Genomic DNA, 15,096 nt, shown 5'->3' with positions numbered 1-15,096 from the left:
AGTCCCTTGTTTCGATTTTTATTGTCCAACCCCGAGATTGGATTTGACTAAAACTTCATCATATTTCTTCATGTCAGCCTTCTGGCTGGAGAGTTTCGTTCCTAGGTATCCTGCAAGAAATCCTAATGGTATTGATACAATTCCTGGTGTCGTATATGGGAAAAGCGGGTTACCTACGAAAATAGCTTTTCCTACTTCGGGACTAAAAACATTCGGACTGATGATGACAAGCCCAATAGCTGAGATAAGTCCAACTACCATGGCACTAATTGCTCCGGTAGTATTAAATCGTTTCCAGTAAATTGTGTAAATAATGACAGGCAGATTTGCACTTGCAGCTACAGCAAATGCCAGAGAAACCAAGAAGGCAACGTTAAGGGTTTGAGCCCCTAAAGCTAAAACAATTGAAAGTATTGAAACACCAATTGCTGCCCAGCGAGCCATACTTACCTGTTGCTTTTCGGTCGCTTTTCCTTTTTTTAGAATTTCATTGTAGAAATCATGTGCAAAAGCAGAAGCGGCGGTTAGAACAAGCCCTGCAACAACAGCAAGGATTGTAGCAAATGCCACTGCAGAAATAAATGCGAACAGCATGTTTCCGCCAAGTGCCTGTGCTAAAAGTGGAGCTGCCATGTTTCCAGATGCATTTGCAGCTACTATATCGTTTGTACCAACAAATGCAGCAGCGCCGAAACCGAGGAAAATCGTCATTACATAAAATAGCCCAATAACCCAAGTTGCATAAACGACAGAACTTCGCGCTGTTTTTGCATCCTTAACTGTAAAGAACCTTACAAGAATATGAGGCAGCCCCGCAGTACCTAATACTAGTCCCATATTTAATGAAAGGGTGTCTATTCCATCCTTGTATTTTACCCCTGGATTTAAGAACGCTTCCTTTAATGGGGTTGCTGTTTTCATTTGATCAAACATATCTGTAATACTAAAGTTAAATTTAGCGAAAACAACAATTGAAATTAAGAAGGTACCTCCCATTAAAAGGACAGCTTTAATAATTTGAACCCAGCTTGTTGCGTGCATACCGCCAAAAATAACGTAAACTGTCATTAATACACCAACAATTAAAACAGATGTAGTATATTCCAATCCTAATAATAGTTTAATAAGTGCACCAGCTCCTACAAGCTGAGCGATCATATAAAAGATAGAAATAGTTATTGTGTTCATGGCAGCAAAACCACGAACTTTTTTGGCATCAAAGCGTGCTGCAATCATATCAGCAAAAGTATATTTTCCTAAATTACGCAATGGTTCCGCAACCAAATATAAAACAACCAGATAGGCAACTAGGAACCCAATACTGTAAAAGAATCCATCAAAGCCTGTTAATGCAACCGCACCAGCAATACCAAGAAATGAGGCGGCAGACATATAATCACCTGCAATAGCCAACCCGTTTTGCCAGCCTGTAAGTCCTCCTCCTGCGGTGTAGAATTCACTAGCGTTTTTTGTACGTTTCGAAGCGAAATATGTAATAACTAGAGTTAGAAATACGATGCCAAGAAACATAGTAAAAGCAGCTGTATTCATTTGTCTTTCCCTCCTTCTTTAACAACCTTTTCAGCTAAATCATCAAATTTGGCTGCCTTTTTGGAGTAAAGCATACACAATCCCCATGTCATAACAAATTGAAGAAAAGCAAAAACCCATGCCCATGAAATACTGCCTATGAATTTGTTATTTAGTACCGTTGAAAATGAAGTTAAAATAGGTAATGCAAAATAGAAACAAAAGAAGAATATCGTGATAGGAATGATGAATTTTTTCTTTTCGGAGAGTAATTTCTGGAATGAAGCTGATTGAACAATAGAGGTGTAATCGCTTTCGGTATTTGCTGTTATTTTTCGTGCTTCCATTGGAAGCTCCCCCTCTCATTGTAGAAAATGTACAAATAACTTATGAGGAAAAAATAAACCCATTGGTAATAAATAAATCAAAATTTAGATTTAGGCGTAAATAAATGACTTTGATATCGCCTCCTTATTACAGACTTTTCTAAATATTTAATTTTTTTGCTACGTTTATTATTATAGGAGCAGAATATTAATTTTGACAATAGGAAAAATTTCATTTTTTTGGAAAAAGTATTTTTTACTATATAGACAGTAAATACTATTTGAGGTTTTTTCCAAGCGTGGAAGTAAATGAAGATAAAAAGAAAAAAACCTCTGCAGCGCAAAGGTTTTTTGATGATGGAGACTATCGGGATCGAACCGACGACCTCTTGCATGCCATGCAAGCGCTCTCCCAGCTGAGCTAAGCCCCCGAATATGATACAAGAAAAATTATATCTTTCTTGTATCATTCTTGCAATAGTATTTTTCATTTTTTGTAAAAATATATTAACCCATACTTTCAATCTCGACCTTTTGAACTCCGTCTAGATTTGATACCGAATCATACACATCCGTAGTTTTTTCACGGTAATCTACTGCAACTAGTATCTGAACTAGATGGTCACCGTTGTCTAAATCCTTTATACGTATTCGGCGAATAATATATTTTTTCGCCATTAAAAATGAAATGGCATTATCAATTTGGATTTTATCTCTAATAAATAGTTGAAGACTAATTTCTTTCTCCCGCAATTGTTTTGGACCAATAAATTTCATAACGTAAGGGACCAATTCGACACTAATGATGAGTAATGTAACACCGACAAATGCCTCAATAAAGAAACCGGCGCCAACCGCAATTCCGATTCCTGCGGCACCCCATATCATCGCGGCTGTTGTTAATCCAGAGATACTATCATTTCCCCTTCTAAGGATTACACCCGCTCCAAGAAAACCAATCCCTGAAACGATTTGTGCTGCTAGACGAAGAGGATCCATAGTTATTCTTACATTATCAGAATCGGGAAACATATAAGCGGATTCTATTGAAACAATGGTTAACAGACAACTCACGACAGAGATAACAAGACTGGTTTTAAGTCCTACAGGTTTTCGCTTTAATTCTCGTTCCAGTCCAATGATAAGTCCTAAAATAGCTGAAATCCCAAGTTTTATTAATATATCGTAGTCAATATTCTCCATTGGCTTCACGTCCATTACTAAAAAGTTGTTATAATGCAAAAGGTAACGCTAATTACTATTATACGACATCGCTACTTTGTTAAAAAAAGAAAAATTTCCTATTACTAAATTATCAGTGGTTAAGGTATCACTAATCCCTGTATGACTAATTTCTAGACTTCTCTAATTACATATACATGAAAGACTAATTTTATGAGTACATCTCCTAAATGGCTTATCTTAGGTATTTTTATTCATTTATAAACTTTAAATCAGTTTTAAGTTAATCGTGGTTTTATTTCAGAGAAGCAAAGTGAAAAAACTTTATAAATTATATTGCAAACATTTTTAGAACGTGTTATATTAAATCTCGTCCTCACCGAGAGGTCACACAACAAAAAAAGTTTTTCGAAAAAGTTGTTGACATTGAGATGAAGGATATGTTAAATTAAAGAGGTCGCTTTTGAGCCGCTTAAATAGGACGAGCTCAGAAAAGATTAAAAATTGTTCTTTGAAAACTAAACAAACAAGAACGTCAACAAAAAATAGTTTCTTCTTATAGAAACTAGCCAACGTAACAAAATGAGCTATATCAACTTTCTTGGAGAGTTTGATCCTGGCTCAGGACGAACGCTGGCGGCGTGCCTAATACATGCAAGTCGAGCGAATCTTGAGGTGCTTGCACCTCTTGGTTAGCGGCGGACGGGTGAGTAACACGTGGGCAACCTGCCTGTAAGACTGGGATAACTTCGGGAAACCGGAGCTAATACCGGATAATCCTTTTCCTCTCATGAGGAAAAGCTGAAAGTCGGTTTCGGCTGACACTTACAGATGGGCCCGCGGCGCATTAGCTAGTTGGTGAGGTAACGGCTCACCAAGGCGACGATGCGTAGCCGACCTGAGAGGGTGATCGGCCACACTGGGACTGAGACACGGCCCAGACTCCTACGGGAGGCAGCAGTAGGGAATCTTCCGCAATGGACGAAAGTCTGACGGAGCAACGCCGCGTGAGCGATGAAGGCCTTCGGGTCGTAAAGCTCTGTTGTTAGGGAAGAACAAGTACCGGAGTAACTGCCGGTACCTTGACGGTACCTAACCAGAAAGCCACGGCTAACTACGTGCCAGCAGCCGCGGTAATACGTAGGTGGCAAGCGTTGTCCGGAATTATTGGGCGTAAAGCGCGCGCAGGCGGTCCTTTAAGTCTGATGTGAAAGCCCACGGCTCAACCGTGGAGGGTCATTGGAAACTGGGGGACTTGAGTACAGAAGAGGAAAGCGGAATTCCACGTGTAGCGGTGAAATGCGTAGAGATGTGGAGGAACACCAGTGGCGAAGGCGGCTTTCTGGTCTGTAACTGACGCTGAGGCGCGAAAGCGTGGGGAGCAAACAGGATTAGATACCCTGGTAGTCCACGCCGTAAACGATGAGTGCTAAGTGTTAGAGGGTTTCCGCCCTTTAGTGCTGCAGCTAACGCATTAAGCACTCCGCCTGGGGAGTACGGCCGCAAGGCTGAAACTCAAAGGAATTGACGGGGGCCCGCACAAGCGGTGGAGCATGTGGTTTAATTCGAAGCAACGCGAAGAACCTTACCAGGTCTTGACATCCTCTGACACTCCTAGAGATAGGACTTTCCCCTTCGGGGGACAGAGTGACAGGTGGTGCATGGTTGTCGTCAGCTCGTGTCGTGAGATGTTGGGTTAAGTCCCGCAACGAGCGCAACCCTTGATCTTAGTTGCCAGCATTCAGTTGGGCACTCTAAGGTGACTGCCGGTGACAAACCGGAGGAAGGTGGGGATGACGTCAAATCATCATGCCCCTTATGACCTGGGCTACACACGTGCTACAATGGATGGTACAAAGGGCTGCAAGACCGCGAGGTTTAGCCAATCCCATAAAACCATTCTCAGTTCGGATTGCAGGCTGCAACTCGCCTGCATGAAGCCGGAATCGCTAGTAATCGCGGATCAGCATGCCGCGGTGAATACGTTCCCGGGCCTTGTACACACCGCCCGTCACACCACGAGAGTTTGTAACACCCGAAGTCGGTGGGGTAACCGCAAGGAGCCAGCCGCCTAAGGTGGGACAGATGATTGGGGTGAAGTCGTAACAAGGTAGCCGTATCGGAAGGTGCGGCTGGATCACCTCCTTTCTAAGGATAATGCAGTCCTTTCGGACTGATAAGAAGTTGACCGTTACTTGTTTGTTTAGTTTTGAGAGAACAATCTCTCAAAATATTTTGTTCCTTGAAAACTAGATAATCGTAAGAAGAAGTCAAAGTAAAACCGAGAATCGCCATTTTAGTTTTTCTCTCTTATTAATTTAAGAGTATAACCATTTAGGTTAAGTTAGAAAGGGCGCACGGTGGATGCCTTGGCACTAGGAGCCGATGAAGGACGGGACTAACACCGATATGCTTCGGGGAGCTGTAAGTAAGCTTTGATCCGGAGATTTCCGAATGGGGGAACCCACTGCTCGTAATGGAGCAGTATCTTTACCTGAATACATAGGGTATTGAAGGCAGACCCGGGGAACTGAAACATCTAAGTACCCGGAGGAAGAGAAAGCAAACGCGATTCCCTGAGTAGCGGCGAGCGAAACGGGACATAGCCCAAACCAAGAGGCTTGCCTCTTGGGGTTGTAGGACACTCAACATGGAGTTACAAAGGAACGGGGTAGATGAAGCGATCTGGAAAGGTCCGTCATAGAAGGTAAAAACCCTGTAGTTGAAACTTCGTTCCCTCCTGAGTGGATCCTGAGTACGGCCGGACACGTGAAATCCGGTCGGAAGCTGGGAGGACCATCTCCCAAGGCTAAATACTCCCTAGTGACCGATAGTGAACCAGTACCGTGAGGGAAAGGTGAAAAGCACCCCGGAAGGGGAGTGAAAGAGATCCTGAAACCGTGTGCCTACAAGTAGTCAGAGCCCGTTCATGGGTGATGGCGTGCCTTTTGTAGAATGAACCGGCGAGTTACGATCCCATGCAAGGTTAAGTTGAAGAGACGGAGCCGCAGCGAAAGCGAGTCTGAATAGGGCGAATGAGTATGTGGTCGTAGACCCGAAACCAGGTGATCTACCCATGTCCAGGGTGAAGTCCAGGTAACACTGGATGGAGGCCCGAACCCACGCACGTTGAAAAGTGCGGGGATGAGGTGTGGGTAGCGGAGAAATTCCAATCGAACTTGGAGATAGCTGGTTCTCTCCGAAATAGCTTTAGGGCTAGCCTCACGTTGTAAGAGTCTTGGAGGTAGAGCACTGTTTGGACTAGGGGCCCTCATCGGGTTACCGAATTCAGACAAACTCCGAATGCCAAAGACTTATCCGTGGGAGTCAGACTGCGAGTGATAAGATCCGTAGTCAAAAGGGAAACAGCCCAGACCACCAGCTAAGGTCCCAAAGTTTACGTTAAGTGGAAAAGGATGTGGAGTTGCTTAGACAACCAGGATGTTGGCTTAGAAGCAGCCACCATTTAAAGAGTGCGTAATAGCTCACTGGTCGAGTGACTCTGCGCCGAAAATGTACCGGGGCTAAACGTAACACCGAAGCTGTGGATTGACACCGTTGGTGTCAGTGGTAGGAGAGCGTTCTAAGGGCGTTGAAGCTAGACCGTAAGGACTGGTGGAGCGCTTAGAAGTGAGAATGCCGGTATGAGTAGCGAAAGATGGGTGAGAATCCCATCCACCGTATGCCTAAGGTTTCCTGAGGAAGGCTCGTCCTCTCAGGGTTAGTCGGGACCTAAGCCGAGGCCGAAAGGCGTAGGCGATGGACAACAGGTTGATATTCCTGTACCACCTCTTTATCGTTTGAGTGATGGGGGGACGCAGGAGGATAGGGTAAGCGCACTGCTGGATATGTGCGTGTAAGCAGTTAGGCTGGTGAATAGGAAAATCCGTTCACCTTAAGGCTGAGCTGTGATGCCGAGGGAAATATAGTACCGAAGTTCCTGATTCCACACTGCCAAGAAAAGCCTCTAGCGAGATAAAAGGTGCCCGTACCGCAAACCGACACAGGTAGGCGAGGAGAGAATCCTAAGGTGAGCGAGAGAACTCTCGTTAAGGAACTCGGCAAAATGACCCCGTAACTTCGGGAGAAGGGGTGCTTTTTGAGGTGAATAGCCTCGAAGAGCCGCAGTGAATAGGCCCAGGCGACTGTTTAGCAAAAACACAGGTCTCTGCGAAGCCGCAAGGCGAAGTATAGGGGCTGACGCCTGCCCGGTGCTGGAAGGTTAAGAGGAGGGGTTAGCGCAAGCGAAGCTCTGAATCGAAGCCCCAGTAAACGGCGGCCGTAACTATAACGGTCCTAAGGTAGCGAAATTCCTTGTCGGGTAAGTTCCGACCCGCACGAAAGGCGTAACGATCTGGGCACTGTCTCAACGAGAGACTCGGTGAAATTATAGTACCTGTGAAGATGCAGGTTACCCGCGACAGGACGGAAAGACCCCGTGGAGCTTTACTGTAGCCTGATATTGAATTTTGGTACAGCTTGTACAGGATAGGTAGGAGCCTGAGAAACCGGAGCGCCAGCTTCGGTGGAGGCGTCGGTGGGATACTACCCTGGCTGTATTGAAATTCTAACCCGCACCCCTCATCGGGGTGGGAGACAGTGTCAGGTGGGCAGTTTGACTGGGGCGGTCGCCTCCTAAAGAGTAACGGAGGCGCCCAAAGGTTCCCTCAGAATGGTTGGAAATCATTCGCAGAGTGTAAAGGCACAAGGGAGCTTGACTGCGAGACCTACAAGTCGAGCAGGGACGAAAGTCGGGCTTAGTGATCCGGTGGTTCCGCATGGAAGGGCCATCGCTCAACGGATAAAAGCTACCCCGGGGATAACAGGCTTATCTCCCCCAAGAGTCCACATCGACGGGGAGGTTTGGCACCTCGATGTCGGCTCATCGCATCCTGGGGCTGTAGTCGGTCCCAAGGGTTGGGCTGTTCGCCCATTAAAGCGGTACGCGAGCTGGGTTCAGAACGTCGTGAGACAGTTCGGTCCCTATCCGTCGTGGGCGCAGGAAATTTGAGAGGAGCTGTCCTTAGTACGAGAGGACCGGGATGGACGCACCGCTGGTGTACCAGTTGTCTTGCCAAAGGCATCGCTGGGTAGCTATGTGCGGACGGGATAAGTGCTGAAAGCATCTAAGCATGAAGCCCCCCTCAAGATGAGATTTCCCATAGCGTCAAGCTAGTAAGAACCCTGAAAGATGATCAGGTTGATAGGTCAGAGGTGGAAGCGCGGTAACGTGTGGAGCTGACTGATACTAATCGTTCGAGGACTTAACCAATTTAAGGTGAACTCGTTTTTACAAACTTCTTCTGAATTATCTAGTTTTGAGGGAATGAATTTTTTAAAAAACCTCTTGAAAAATATTTAAAAAGACATTATAATAGATTTTGTCTTTGAGAAAATAGTCTGGTAATAATGGCGAGAAGGTCACACCCGTTCCCATACCGAACACGGAAGTTAAGCTTCTCAGCGCCGATGGTAGTTGGGACTTTGTCCCTGTGAGAGTAGGACGTTGCCAGGCTGTATCATATGGAGGATTAGCTCAGCTGGGAGAGCATCTGCCTTACAAGCAGAGGGTCGGCGGTTCGATCCCGTCATCCTCCACCATAGTTTTTTGCGAAGCAAAATAACCAACATTTTTTCACGATAGAGAAAATAATGTTCCATATATGCCGGTTTAGCTCAATTGGTAGAGCAACTGACTTGTAATCAGTAGGTTGGGGGTTCAAGTCCTCTAGCCGGCACCATGCTCTTTACTTCGTTGGTTCATATCAGCGGCAGCATAGATCATCAGTAATCATATAAGTGCCAATTATATGAGCCATTAGCTCAGTTGGTAGAGCATCTGACTTTTAATCAGAGGGTCGAAGGTTCGAGTCCTTCATGGCTCACCAAAGTTTTTTTGCGGTAGTAAAAATAACTTTCCACTTTAATATGCGGGTGTGGCGGAATTGGCAGACGCACCAGACTTAGGATCTGGCGCCGCAAGGCGTGGGGGTTCGACTCCCTTCACCCGCACCAAGATTTTTTGCAAAGCAAAATAATCTTCCATATATGCGGAAGTAGTTCAGTGGTAGAACACCACCTTGCCAAGGTGGGGGTCGCGGGTTCGAATCCCGTCTTCCGCTCCAAAGTAAGTTGCCGGGGTGGCGGAACTGGCAGACGCACAGGACTTAAAATCCTGCGGTAGGTGACTACCGTACCGGTTCGATTCCGGTCCTCGGCACCAAGTTTTTAATAAGTTACAATTAAAATATTGCGCCCGTAGCTCAATTGGATAGAGTGTCTGACTACGGATCAGAAGGTTATGGGTTCGACTCCTTTCGGGCGCGCCATATTTTACGGGAAGTAGCTCAGCTTGGTAGAGCACTTGGTTTGGGACCAAGGGGTCGCAGGTTCGAATCCTGTCTTCCCGACCATTCTTTTAAAACAATACGGGGCCTTAGCTCAGCTGGGAGAGCGCCTGCTTTGCACGCAGGAGGTCAGCGGTTCGATCCCGCTAGGCTCCACCAAAGTTCATAGAAAAAAATAACTTAATTTAATATTTGGCGGTGTAGCTCAGCTGGCTAGAGCGTACGGTTCATACCCGTAAGGTCGGGGGTTCGATCCCCTCCGCCGCTACCAAAGTTTTTTGCGCAGCAAAATAACCAATTAAATTTAGTTAAATAGTACTTTTATTTGGACCTTTAGCTCAGCTGGTTAGAGCAGACGGCTCATAACCGTCCGGTCGTAGGTTCGAGTCCTACAAGGTCCACCAGTAACTTTATATAATATGGAGGAATACCCAAGTCCGGCTGAAGGGATCGGTCTTGAAAACCGACAGGCGGGTTAAACCGCGCGGGGGTTCGAATCCCTCTTCCTCCGCCATATTATTAATTCTTCAGCAAATAGTCTATACAAACAATGGACAAGAATAAAATGTGGTAATTTCTATTGTCGCGGGGTGGAGCAGTCTGGTAGCTCGTCGGGCTCATAACCCGAAGGTCGCAGGTTCAAATCCTGTCCCCGCAATATGGTCTGGTAGTTCAGTTGGTTAGAATGCCTGCCTGTCACGCAGGAGGTCGCGGGTTCGAGTCCCGTCCAGACCGCCATATGTTGGCTCAGTAGCTCAGTCGGTAGAGCAAAGGACTGAAAATCCTTGTGTCGGCGGTTCGATTCCGTCCTGAGCCACCATTTACTTTAAAGATTGTATTATTATGATGGCGATTGTGGCGAAGTGGTTAACGCATCGGATTGTGGTTCCGACATTCGTGGGTTCGATTCCCATCAGTCGCCCCATCTATAAATATATTAAATGCGGGTGTAGTTTAGTGGTAAAACCTCAGCCTTCCAAGCTGATGTTGTGAGTTCGATTCTCATCACCCGCTCCAATTTATGGGCCTATAGCTCAGCTGGTTAGAGCGCACGCCTGATAAGCGTGAGGTCGATGGTTCGAGTCCATTTAGGCCCACCAGAATTTTTGCGACAGCAAAATAATTTTTCATTGTTCCGCAGTAGCTCAGTGGTAGAGCTATCGGCTGTTAACCGATCGGTCGTAGGTTCGAGTCCTACCTGCGGAGCCATTTTTTATGGGGAAGTACTCAAGAGGCTGAAGAGGCGCCCCTGCTAAGGGTGTAGGTCGGGTAACCGGCGCGAGGGTTCAAATCCCTCCTTCTCCGCCATAAAGATATAAGGCCCCTTGGTCAAGCGGTTAAGACACCGCCCTTTCACGGCGGTAACACGGGTTCGAATCCCGTAGGGGTCATACAAAAAGGCTGATGATAAATTATCATCAGTTTTTTTGTGCTTATTTCTGTCAGTAAAAATGACGATTCTTCCATCAATTATCTATAACTTCACTAGGTATAAAGTCTATAGTAACCGAAATATTTAAACAATAGATATTTGGGTAACTATGAAAGGTCTATAGTGACCAAAACGTTGCAGCAAACGGAATTAGGGTCACTATGGAAGGTCTATAGTGACCGAAACGTTGCAGCAAACGGAATTAGGGTCACTATGGAAAGTTTATAGTGACCATAACATTGCAGCAAACGGAATTAGGGTCACTATGGAAGGTCTATAGTGACCGAAACGTTGAAGCAAACGGAATTAGGGTCACTATGGAAGATCTATAGTGACCGAAACGTTGAAGCAAACGGAATTAGGGTCACTATGAAAGGTCTATAGTGACCGAAACGTTGAAGCAAACGGAATTAGGGTCACTATGAAAGGTCTATAGTGACCGAAACGTTGAAGCAAACGGAATTAGGGTCACTATGAAAGGTCTATAGTGACCAAAACGTTGAAGCAAACGGAATTAGGGTCACTATGAAAGGTCTATAGTGACCGAAAGGTTTCAGCAAACGGAATTAGGGTCACTATGGAAGGTCTATAGTGACCAAAACGTTTCAGCAAACGGAATTAGGGTCACTATAGAAGGCTTATAGTGACACGATACCTCTGTCTAAATCAATTTGAGTCACTCACAGCCCAGGGGGGAGAAGCGAACCCCTATCGATATCCACAATGAGTTATTCTATCCATATAATTTGTGTCAAACATTCCTATTTTCCATCTATCTCCTATGAATAAACATTCCAATTTAATCCCGTAAAATTTGTTGCTATATAAGAAAAACAAACATTCCTATCCTTTGAAGTGCCAATCGCTTGTCCAAGACTTAAGAGTACTTTTTCTAAACTAAATATTATATCTATATAATATTTAGTTTACCCGGTCCGCTAAGGAAACCGTTGATAACGCTTACATCCACTGAATATTTAGCACTTTTACATGTTAAAGTTTCTTATAATTTAAATAATATTTTTTACCCAAAATTGCAAAAAAACTTTATATATTTTTGTCTTTTCATGAAGGATTTCTTGTTTAATCTTGTCGAAAGGTGCTGTAAAACCTCGTAATATGACAAACTATATCTTTTATTGTCAGAAAAGATAAAAAAGTTTTACAAGAGATATTTGTATTTTGCACTTATAATTAACCCTTGAAATACATTTTCACAAGGATGAGGTTAATAATGGCAGTGAATACGTTTTATCCAACAGACTATCAGTTGCATTTATTTCATGAGGGCAACCTTTTTCAAAGTCACCAGCTGTTCGGGGCACACGTTTTTAAAGAATCCGACAAAGTATATACTCGATTTTGTGTGTGGGCTCCAAATGCTAAACAAGTAAGACTGGTTGGAAGTTTCAATAACTGGAATGGAGAAGGTTACGATTTACATAGGGTAAACAATGAAGGTGTATGGATTAGTGTCATTAATCAAGACCTGAATGGCTGCCTCTATAAATATGAAATAATCACAGCGCAAAATGAAAGTCTTTTAAAAGCAGATCCATATGCATTTTATTCTGAACTGCGGCCAAATACCGCATCAATCGTTTATTCTTTGAAAAATTACGATTGGCAGGATAATCATTGGATGCATCGAAAGCAAAAAAGAAACTTTTTATCAGAACCACAGATCATCTATGAGATGCATTTTGGTTCATGGAAGAAACATGAAAATGGTGATTTTTTAACATATAAGGAAATGGCTGAAGAACTCATACCTTATGTGCTTGAACATGGATTTACACATATTGAATTATTACCCCTTATCGAGCACCCCTTTGACGGATCTTGGGGATACCAGGGTACTGGATACTTTTCTGCAACCTCCCGTTACGGCACACCAAAGGACTTTATGTACTTTGTAGATCAATGTCATCAGAATGGAATTGGCGTAATACTTGATTGGGTGCCGGGTCACTTTTGTAAGGATTCACATGGTTTATACCGCTTTGACGGTTCACATATTTATTCTTACGAAACAGAAGGTGACAGGGAAAATCATGTTTGGGGTACAGCAAACTTTGACCTTGGAAAAGGAGAGGTCCAAAGTTTCCTGATCTCAAATGCATTTTTTTGGATTGATTACTTCCATATTGATGGGATTAGGATGGACGCTGTTGCAAACATCATATATTGGCCGAATTCAGCTGAAAACCTTGAAAACCCATTTGGGATAGACTTTCTAAAAAAATTAAACATAGAGGTTCATCAGTATGATCCAACCTTTGTCATGATAGGGGAGGATTCAACAGATTTTCCTAATGTTACAGCCCCGGTCCATTACGGGGGATTGGGCTTTGATTACAAGTGGAACATGGGCTGGATGAATGACGTTTTAAAATACATGGAAACCCCGCCATTTGCACGTTCTAGTGTTCATAATAAGGTAACATTTTCGCTTCTCTATGCCTTTTCAGAAAACTTTATGCTCCCGTTTTCACATGATGAAGTTGTACATGGTAAAAAGTCATTGTTAGACAAAATGCCGGGTGATTATTGGGAGAAATTCGCGCAACTGCGGCTGCTTTTAGGATATATGTTCGCACATCCCGGAAAGAATCTCTTATTTATGGGATTTGAACTAGGTCAGTTTGCAGAATGGAAAGACAAAGAACAGTTAGATTGGAACCTGTTAGATTATGAAATGCACCGAAATGTAAATCTATATGTTAAACAATTAACAAAACTATATAAACGATCTAAAGCTATGTATGAACTGGACCATATGCATGATGGTTTTGAATGGATTGACTGTAATAACTATAGCCAATCGGTCTTCTCTTTTATTAGAAAAGGAAAAACCGAAAATGATTATTTAGTTATCATTTGCAATTTTACGGGTATACACTATCCCGAATATAAGATTGGCGTACCTGCTCAAGGCGAGTTTCGTGAAATTTTTAATAGTGACGATGCAGACTTTGGCGGTGCTGGCTTTATTAATAAAAGAACATTTATGGCTTTAGAAGAGCCATTTCATGGCAGACCATATTCCGTTAATGTGACGATACCGCCTTTTGGCTTTCAGATCATTCGACCGGTGAAAAAACGAAAGGAGAGAAAAGGTAATGGGAAAGAAAAAGTGCGTGGCAATGCTATTGGCAGGAGGGAAAGGAAGCAGACTTAACTCACTTACAAAAGATTTGGCAAAACCTGCTGTTCCTTTTGGAGGAAAGTACAGAATCATTGATTTTCCATTAAGCAATTGTACTAATTCAGGTATTGATACAGTCGGAGTCTTAACTCAGTATCAGCCATTGCTATTAAACTCATATATAGGCATTGGCAGTGCATGGGACCTTGACCGAAAAGATGGAGGGGTAACCGTTTTACCTCCATATGCTGAGACTTCCGAGGTAAAGTGGTATACGGGAACTGCAAGTGCTATATATCAAAACCTTAATTATTTAAAGCAATACCAGCCAGAATATGTACTCATTCTCTCGGGTGACCATATATACAAAATGAATTATGAGAGTATGCTTGAGTATCATATCGAGAAAAGAGCAGATGTCACCATTTCATTAATTGAGGTTCCTTGGGCGGAAGCAAGTCGTTTTGGGATTATGAATACAAACGAGGATTTGAGAATAACAGAGTTTGAGGAAAAGCCGGCAGAACCGAAGAATAATTTAGCTTCGATGGGCATTTATATTTTTAGCTGGAATATACTGAAAGAATATCTTGAGATGGACGCTAGAAATTCTAAATCATCCCACGATTTTGGCAAAGACATCATTCCAACTCTCTTAGATGAAAATAAGAAGTTATACGCCTATCCTTTTAAAGGCTATTGGAAGGATGTAGGTACAGTTAAGAGTCTTTGGGAAGCAAATATGGATCTTTTAAATGAAGAATGCGATTTAGATTTATTTGATCAGGATTGGAGAATCTACTCTGTCAATCCTAATCAGCCTCCTCAGTATATCTCTCCTGAAGCAGTTGTGAAGGAATCTCTAATTAATGAAGGCTGTACGATTGAAGGGGAAATTGATAATTCTGTTTTATTTCAAGGAGTTAGTGTTGGAAAAGGATCCATTATTAAGGAATCTGTGATCATGCCAGATGCAGTGATTGGCGAAAATGTAAAGATTGAAAAAGCAATTGTTCCAAGTGATGTTATTATCCCAGATGGGACCGTAATTCGTTCATTTGATGATGAAATTATCCTTGTTACTGAAGAAATGTTAAGTGGGTTATATCCTGCTTTTTAAAAAAGTGCTAT

Annotated in this window: 5 protein-coding genes, 22 tRNA genes and 3 rRNA genes; 26 read left to right on the top strand and 4 right to left on the bottom strand. The window is 43.4% G+C overall.

The features are described from left to right. Nucleotides 1–18: 18 nt before the first annotated feature. The 4 genes from QNH29_RS24595 to QNH29_RS24580 all read right to left on the bottom strand — a co-directional run bounded on the left by QNH29_RS24595 (nucleotide 19) and on the right by QNH29_RS24580 (nucleotide 3,059). Nucleotides 19–1,551 carry a solute symporter family protein gene (locus QNH29_RS24595; protein WP_283861892.1) on the bottom strand — a complete coding sequence of 511 codons (1,533 nt, stop codon included), beginning with the start codon at nucleotides 1,549–1,551 and terminating at the stop codon, nucleotides 19–21. After that, nucleotides 1,548–1,877 (bottom strand): DUF485 domain-containing protein, encoded by a 330-nt coding sequence (locus tag QNH29_RS24590; RefSeq protein ID WP_283861891.1) that lies wholly within the window; start codon nucleotides 1,875–1,877, stop codon nucleotides 1,548–1,550. The genes QNH29_RS24595 and QNH29_RS24590 overlap by 4 nt, the downstream gene beginning before the upstream one ends. Before the next feature lie 337 nt (nucleotides 1,878–2,214). Then, nucleotides 2,215–2,287 (bottom strand) — tRNA-Ala (locus tag QNH29_RS24585). Nucleotides 2,288–2,363: 76 nt separating this feature from the next. Next, nucleotides 2,364–3,059 carry an MgtC/SapB family protein gene (locus QNH29_RS24580; RefSeq protein WP_283861890.1) on the bottom strand — a complete coding sequence of 232 codons (696 nt, stop codon included), beginning with the start codon at nucleotides 3,057–3,059 and terminating at the stop codon, nucleotides 2,364–2,366. Between the two features lie 577 nt (nucleotides 3,060–3,636). On the opposite strand from QNH29_RS24580, the gene QNH29_RS24575 reads away from it, so the two are divergent. The 26 genes from QNH29_RS24575 to QNH29_RS24450 all read left to right on the top strand — a co-directional run bounded on the left by QNH29_RS24575 (nucleotide 3,637) and on the right by QNH29_RS24450 (nucleotide 15,085). Further along, a 16S ribosomal RNA gene (locus QNH29_RS24575) occupies nucleotides 3,637–5,186 on the top strand. Between the two features lie 189 nt (nucleotides 5,187–5,375). Beyond that, a 23S ribosomal RNA gene (locus QNH29_RS24570) occupies nucleotides 5,376–8,310 on the top strand. Nucleotides 8,311–8,437: 127 nt separating this feature from the next. After that, nucleotides 8,438–8,553: ribosomal RNA gene (gene rrf / locus QNH29_RS24565) — 5S ribosomal RNA — on the top strand. The 16S, 23S and 5S rRNA genes sit together here with 21 tRNA genes alongside, the layout of an rRNA operon. Nucleotides 8,554–8,563: 10 nt before the next feature. Next, nucleotides 8,564–8,639: transfer RNA gene (locus tag QNH29_RS24560), tRNA-Val, on the top strand. A 64-nt stretch (nucleotides 8,640–8,703) separates the two neighbouring features. After that, nucleotides 8,704–8,779: transfer RNA gene (locus QNH29_RS24555), tRNA-Thr, on the top strand. Between the two features lie 71 nt (nucleotides 8,780–8,850). Then, a tRNA-Lys gene (locus QNH29_RS24550) sits at nucleotides 8,851–8,926 on the top strand. Between the two features lie 42 nt (nucleotides 8,927–8,968). Continuing rightward, nucleotides 8,969–9,053: transfer RNA gene (locus tag QNH29_RS24545), tRNA-Leu, on the top strand. Nucleotides 9,054–9,088: 35 nt separating this feature from the next. After that, nucleotides 9,089–9,163: transfer RNA gene (locus QNH29_RS24540), tRNA-Gly, on the top strand. Nucleotides 9,164–9,172: 9 nt separating this feature from the next. Next, nucleotides 9,173–9,261 (top strand) — tRNA-Leu (locus QNH29_RS24535). A gap of 29 nt (nucleotides 9,262–9,290) precedes the next feature. Continuing rightward, nucleotides 9,291–9,367, top strand: a tRNA-Arg gene (locus tag QNH29_RS24530). A 7-nt stretch (nucleotides 9,368–9,374) separates the two neighbouring features. Then, nucleotides 9,375–9,451 (top strand) — tRNA-Pro (locus tag QNH29_RS24525). Nucleotides 9,452–9,468: 17 nt separating this feature from the next. Further along, a tRNA-Ala gene (locus QNH29_RS24520) sits at nucleotides 9,469–9,544 on the top strand. A gap of 35 nt (nucleotides 9,545–9,579) precedes the next feature. Further along, nucleotides 9,580–9,656: transfer RNA gene (locus QNH29_RS24515), tRNA-Met, on the top strand. 56 nt (nucleotides 9,657–9,712) lie between these two features. Further along, nucleotides 9,713–9,789, top strand: a tRNA-Ile gene (locus QNH29_RS24510). A 17-nt stretch (nucleotides 9,790–9,806) separates the two neighbouring features. Continuing rightward, nucleotides 9,807–9,899, top strand: a tRNA-Ser gene (locus QNH29_RS24505). A gap of 70 nt (nucleotides 9,900–9,969) precedes the next feature. Continuing rightward, nucleotides 9,970–10,043: transfer RNA gene (locus tag QNH29_RS24500), tRNA-Met, on the top strand. 3 nt (nucleotides 10,044–10,046) lie between these two features. Beyond that, nucleotides 10,047–10,123: transfer RNA gene (locus tag QNH29_RS24495), tRNA-Asp, on the top strand. Nucleotides 10,124–10,129: 6 nt separating this feature from the next. Beyond that, nucleotides 10,130–10,205, top strand: a tRNA-Phe gene (locus QNH29_RS24490). Between the two features lie 29 nt (nucleotides 10,206–10,234). Further along, nucleotides 10,235–10,310, top strand: a tRNA-His gene (locus QNH29_RS24485). A gap of 18 nt (nucleotides 10,311–10,328) precedes the next feature. After that, nucleotides 10,329–10,402, top strand: a tRNA-Gly gene (locus QNH29_RS24480). Nucleotides 10,403–10,408: 6 nt separating this feature from the next. Next, a tRNA-Ile gene (locus QNH29_RS24475) sits at nucleotides 10,409–10,485 on the top strand. Between the two features lie 34 nt (nucleotides 10,486–10,519). After that, a tRNA-Asn gene (locus QNH29_RS24470) sits at nucleotides 10,520–10,594 on the top strand. 8 nt (nucleotides 10,595–10,602) lie between these two features. Further along, a tRNA-Ser gene (locus QNH29_RS24465) sits at nucleotides 10,603–10,693 on the top strand. An 11-nt stretch (nucleotides 10,694–10,704) separates the two neighbouring features. Continuing rightward, nucleotides 10,705–10,776, top strand: a tRNA-Glu gene (locus tag QNH29_RS24460). Nucleotides 10,777–12,051: 1,275 nt separating this feature from the next. Beyond that, nucleotides 12,052–13,998, top strand: coding sequence for a 1,4-alpha-glucan branching protein GlgB (glgB, locus tag QNH29_RS24455; RefSeq protein ID WP_283861889.1), 1,947 nt, complete (start codon nucleotides 12,052–12,054; stop codon nucleotides 13,996–13,998). Further along, nucleotides 13,940–15,085, top strand: coding sequence for a glucose-1-phosphate adenylyltransferase (locus tag QNH29_RS24450; RefSeq protein ID WP_283861888.1), 1,146 nt, complete (start codon nucleotides 13,940–13,942; stop codon nucleotides 15,083–15,085). The genes glgB and QNH29_RS24450 overlap by 59 nt, the downstream gene beginning before the upstream one ends. Nucleotides 15,086–15,096: the final 11 nt, after the last annotated feature.

Source organism: Neobacillus sp. DY30 (genome assembly GCF_030123065.1).
GTDB lineage: Bacteria > Bacillota > Bacilli > Bacillales > Cytobacillaceae > Neobacillus.
This window is presented reverse-complemented; position numbering and strand designations above follow the sequence as displayed.

What these genes read in the sequence shown, in the direction of transcription:
- QNH29_RS24595 (WP_283861892.1), bottom strand. Translation starts at nt 1,551, where the DNA reads ATGAATACAGCTGCTTTTACTATGTTTCTTGGCATCGTATTTCTAACT.
- QNH29_RS24590 (WP_283861891.1), bottom strand. Translation starts at nt 1,877, where the DNA reads ATGGAAGCACGAAAAATAACAGCAAATACCGAAAGCGATTACACCTCT.
- QNH29_RS24580 (WP_283861890.1), bottom strand. Translation starts at nt 3,059, where the DNA reads ATGGAGAATATTGACTACGATATATTAATAAAACTTGGGATTTCAGCT.
- glgB (WP_283861889.1), top strand. Translation starts at nt 12,052, where the DNA reads ATGGCAGTGAATACGTTTTATCCAACAGACTATCAGTTGCATTTATTT.
- QNH29_RS24450 (WP_283861888.1), top strand. Translation starts at nt 13,940, where the DNA reads ATGGGAAAGAAAAAGTGCGTGGCAATGCTATTGGCAGGAGGGAAAGGA.